The following is a 2,752-nucleotide window of genomic DNA, read 5'->3' as shown; positions in this document are numbered from 1 at the left end:
ATAAGGGCGATATGGAGATAAGATAATAGAAATAGATTGAAATTTATAGAAATAGGTAGAAATTGATTGTGGGAAACAACAAATTTCCATAAATTTCTATTAGTTTCTACTAATTTCAATTTTTTTATAATAATATCTCCCTATCTCCTTAATCTCCACATCTCCTTTTGTTACACCACCTGAATGCTTACCAGAAATTGATCTCCCAAAAGTTCTCGATATATGGAGAAAACAAGGAGTTGAGGCTATCGAATGATAACAGAACATCTGGAAATGAATGGGGGCATGAATGAATGAGGTAATCTTTTGTTTTGACAAAATGGTGATTGTCTGTTGATGTGAGTCAAAAAAAAACAGTTGTGCATAATTGATTATTGTGCTATAATTGAAAAAGAAGATAAAGGAATAGTGCCTAAATCCCAATTTACCTAATAGTGAAGGAGGATGATACTGAAATGATTGCACAAAAAAAATATAATACAGATTCAACATGCCCCTATTGTCGAGCGTATCCAAATGATTGAGATGATCTTACAATCTTTAAAACAGGATATGCGGCCAACATTGAAACGTGAACATCCTCAAAAGAAGATGTTCAAAGTTCGTCGATTTCATTTGGGACAAGAGGTTCACTGTGATCGTGATGAGATCTATACTGAAAGGAGTTAATCTCGATGTTTGCGATTGACACCAATCTGTTGATTTATGCCCATAACGAAGATTCCGAGTTCCATAAAGGAGCAGTGATATTTCTTGAACGGGTGATGAATGAACAAGATGAAAATGGTAACCCTACCATTTGTTTTTCAACGCAAGTGTTCACCGAATTTATCAACGTGATTACGCGACAAACACTCCGAAAGCCTCTTTCACTTAACGAAGCCATTGATGTTGTCCAGGAATATCTTGATGCAGGTGTTCAGGTGATATCCCACCAAGAACGCAAATGCAGACATTTTTAGACCTCTTGAGAATTCTGACGACGCGGAAAAAGATGTTTGATGTTGCCCTTTGTGGCAACCTTAAAAGATCATGGAATAGAAGGGCTGTATACGGTCAATACTGCTGATTTTGAAGGATTTGATTGGTTAACGGTGATTAACCCATTAAAAGACGATAAGTGGGTTAAGTTGAGCTCGGATCTTGATTATGGAATATAGAAATAAGAATGAAAGAAAAAATACGGCGAAGTGGAACTTTTGCTAACCAGTCGTTGCAGTGGACGGCGGGGGACTGTGCCGTAATTGAAAGTTTTGTAGTATTTCAAGGGGTAATCATGTTTACAAAGTTTAGTGGTAATTCTCCCCGCTGCAGGTGAGCTCGGTCGTTAGCTTTAAAGAAGAAAAAAGGATGAACAGATGACAAGAAAAGAGAAGTTTTATAAAGTTATTGAAAGTAACAGAGAATATTTGAAGGCACTTGGAGTTATATCTATTGGTATTTTTGGGTCTGTTGTGAGAGAGCAAGATTCAGAACTCAGCGATTATGATATTCTTGTAGAGTTTAGAAAGGGGAAAAAATCTTTTAAGACTTTTACATCTCTATGCGATTTTCTCGAAAATTGTTTAGGAGAAAACTATGAACTTATTACGAAGGAAAGTATAAGCCCTTATATTGGACCCCATATATTAAAGGAAATAGAAAATGTCAAAATTGCCCCTTGAATATTTAAAACATATAGTCGAAGAAACAGAATTTATTATAAATGAAGTTACCAAAATTTCCGAAGATGACTTTTATATCAATGATAGTCTAAAAAGGGCCTTTGTTAGAAGTTTAGAAGTTATCGGTGAAGCATCAAAAAATATCCCGGAAGGTTTTAGAGAAAAGCATAGCAATGTAGATTGGAGAAATATGGCAAGAATGAGGGATAAGTTAATCCATCACTATTTTGGCATAGATTATTCTATAGTTTGGGATGTTGTAAAAAATGAAATCCCAGTTTTACATAGTAAAATACTTAAAATTATCCAAAGCGAAGAATTGAATAAAAGCTAACGAATTAAGAATTTGTGTGGAGCAACGCCGACACACAATTCTGGGTTGAACTAACGCAATGGAGTATTATTTGGAATTTGAATAAAAGGCTATTTTGTATTTGGTAGGTTTCGTTGTCTATTTTTGAGACTTCTATAGTCCGCTTTAAAAAACTGCCACGAAGTGGCTTAGTTCAACAAAACAATGAACCTGACGGAGCAGGTTATTTTTATCGTTAGACATTCAAACAAAACCTCCTCTTGAGATAGAAAAATAGAAAAATGATGCCTTGACAAAAGAGAAGCAATGTAGTATCTTAACTATTAAAGATCTAAACATAGAGAGGGACAGAGGGAGCCGTTCAGGTGTCCGTAAGGGAAAAGGGGAAATAGAGGAAAAATGGAAAAGGAAGAAAGAGAAATACTAATCAATAAAATCAGAAGTATTATGCACAGGTAAGATCCTATCTCAAAGCAGTAGATAAAAAGATGGGTTTGTTGATCAACTTTGCTGATTTTAAACTGGATATACGGAGACTGGAAATAAATAAATAATTTCCGTAAGAGTTCAGGTAGGATAAAAATAAGGAGAAAGGGAGAAGATGGAGAAGTGGAGAAAAGAAGAGTTAAGTGATAGGATTATTAATGCCTGTATTAATGTCCATCAAAAGTTAGTGTCGTGTTGAACAAATAACGCACGGAATTTGATTCTGGTAACTGGTGATTGGTAACTGGTAATTAAATACCGTTCGGCTGAGCTCAGGACGAAACTATTT

At 35.2% G+C, this 2,752-nt stretch carries 4 protein-coding genes and 1 pseudogene; all 5 read left to right on the top strand.

Going from position 1 to position 2,752, the window contains the following annotated elements; all coding sequences use genetic code 11:
- Positions 1 to 674: 674 nt before the first annotated feature.
- The 5 genes and pseudogenes from AB1414_18645 to AB1414_18625 all read left to right on the top strand — a co-directional run bounded on the left by AB1414_18645 (position 675) and on the right by AB1414_18625 (position 2,531).
- Positions 675 to 962 carry a PIN domain-containing protein gene (locus AB1414_18645; protein ID MEW6609433.1) on the top strand — a complete coding sequence of 96 codons (288 nt, stop codon included), beginning with the start codon at positions 675 to 677 and terminating at the stop codon, positions 960 to 962.
- Between the two features lie 36 nt (positions 963 to 998).
- Positions 999 to 1,160 (top strand): hypothetical protein, encoded by a 162-nt coding sequence (locus AB1414_18640; protein ID MEW6609432.1) that lies wholly within the window; start codon positions 999 to 1,001, stop codon positions 1,158 to 1,160.
- Between the two features lie 198 nt (positions 1,161 to 1,358).
- The gene (locus AB1414_18635; protein ID MEW6609431.1) at positions 1,359 to 1,664 is read left to right on the top strand and encodes a nucleotidyltransferase domain-containing protein; all 306 of its coding nucleotides are present in this window, start codon (positions 1,359 to 1,361) and stop codon (positions 1,662 to 1,664) included.
- Positions 1,645 to 1,998 (top strand): DUF86 domain-containing protein, encoded by a 354-nt coding sequence (locus tag AB1414_18630; protein ID MEW6609430.1) that lies wholly within the window; start codon positions 1,645 to 1,647, stop codon positions 1,996 to 1,998. The genes AB1414_18635 and AB1414_18630 overlap by 20 nt, the downstream gene beginning before the upstream one ends.
- Before the next feature lie 428 nt (positions 1,999 to 2,426).
- Positions 2,427 to 2,531 (top strand): annotated as a pseudogene (locus tag AB1414_18625) (GxxExxY protein).
- The last annotated feature ends 221 nt before the right edge of the window (positions 2,532 to 2,752 follow it).

Source organism: bacterium, assembly GCA_040755795.1.
Classification (GTDB): Bacteria; UBA9089; CG2-30-40-21; order CG2-30-40-21; family SBAY01; genus JBFLXS01.
This window is presented reverse-complemented; position numbering and strand designations above follow the sequence as displayed.

Coding starts and splice junctions, on each gene's coding strand:
- AB1414_18645 (MEW6609433.1), top strand. CDS start 675: ATGTTTGCGATTGACACCAATCTGTTGATTTATGCCCATAACGAAGAT.
- AB1414_18635 (MEW6609431.1), top strand. CDS start 1,359: ATGACAAGAAAAGAGAAGTTTTATAAAGTTATTGAAAGTAACAGAGAA.
- AB1414_18630 (MEW6609430.1), top strand. CDS start 1,645: ATGTCAAAATTGCCCCTTGAATATTTAAAACATATAGTCGAAGAAACA.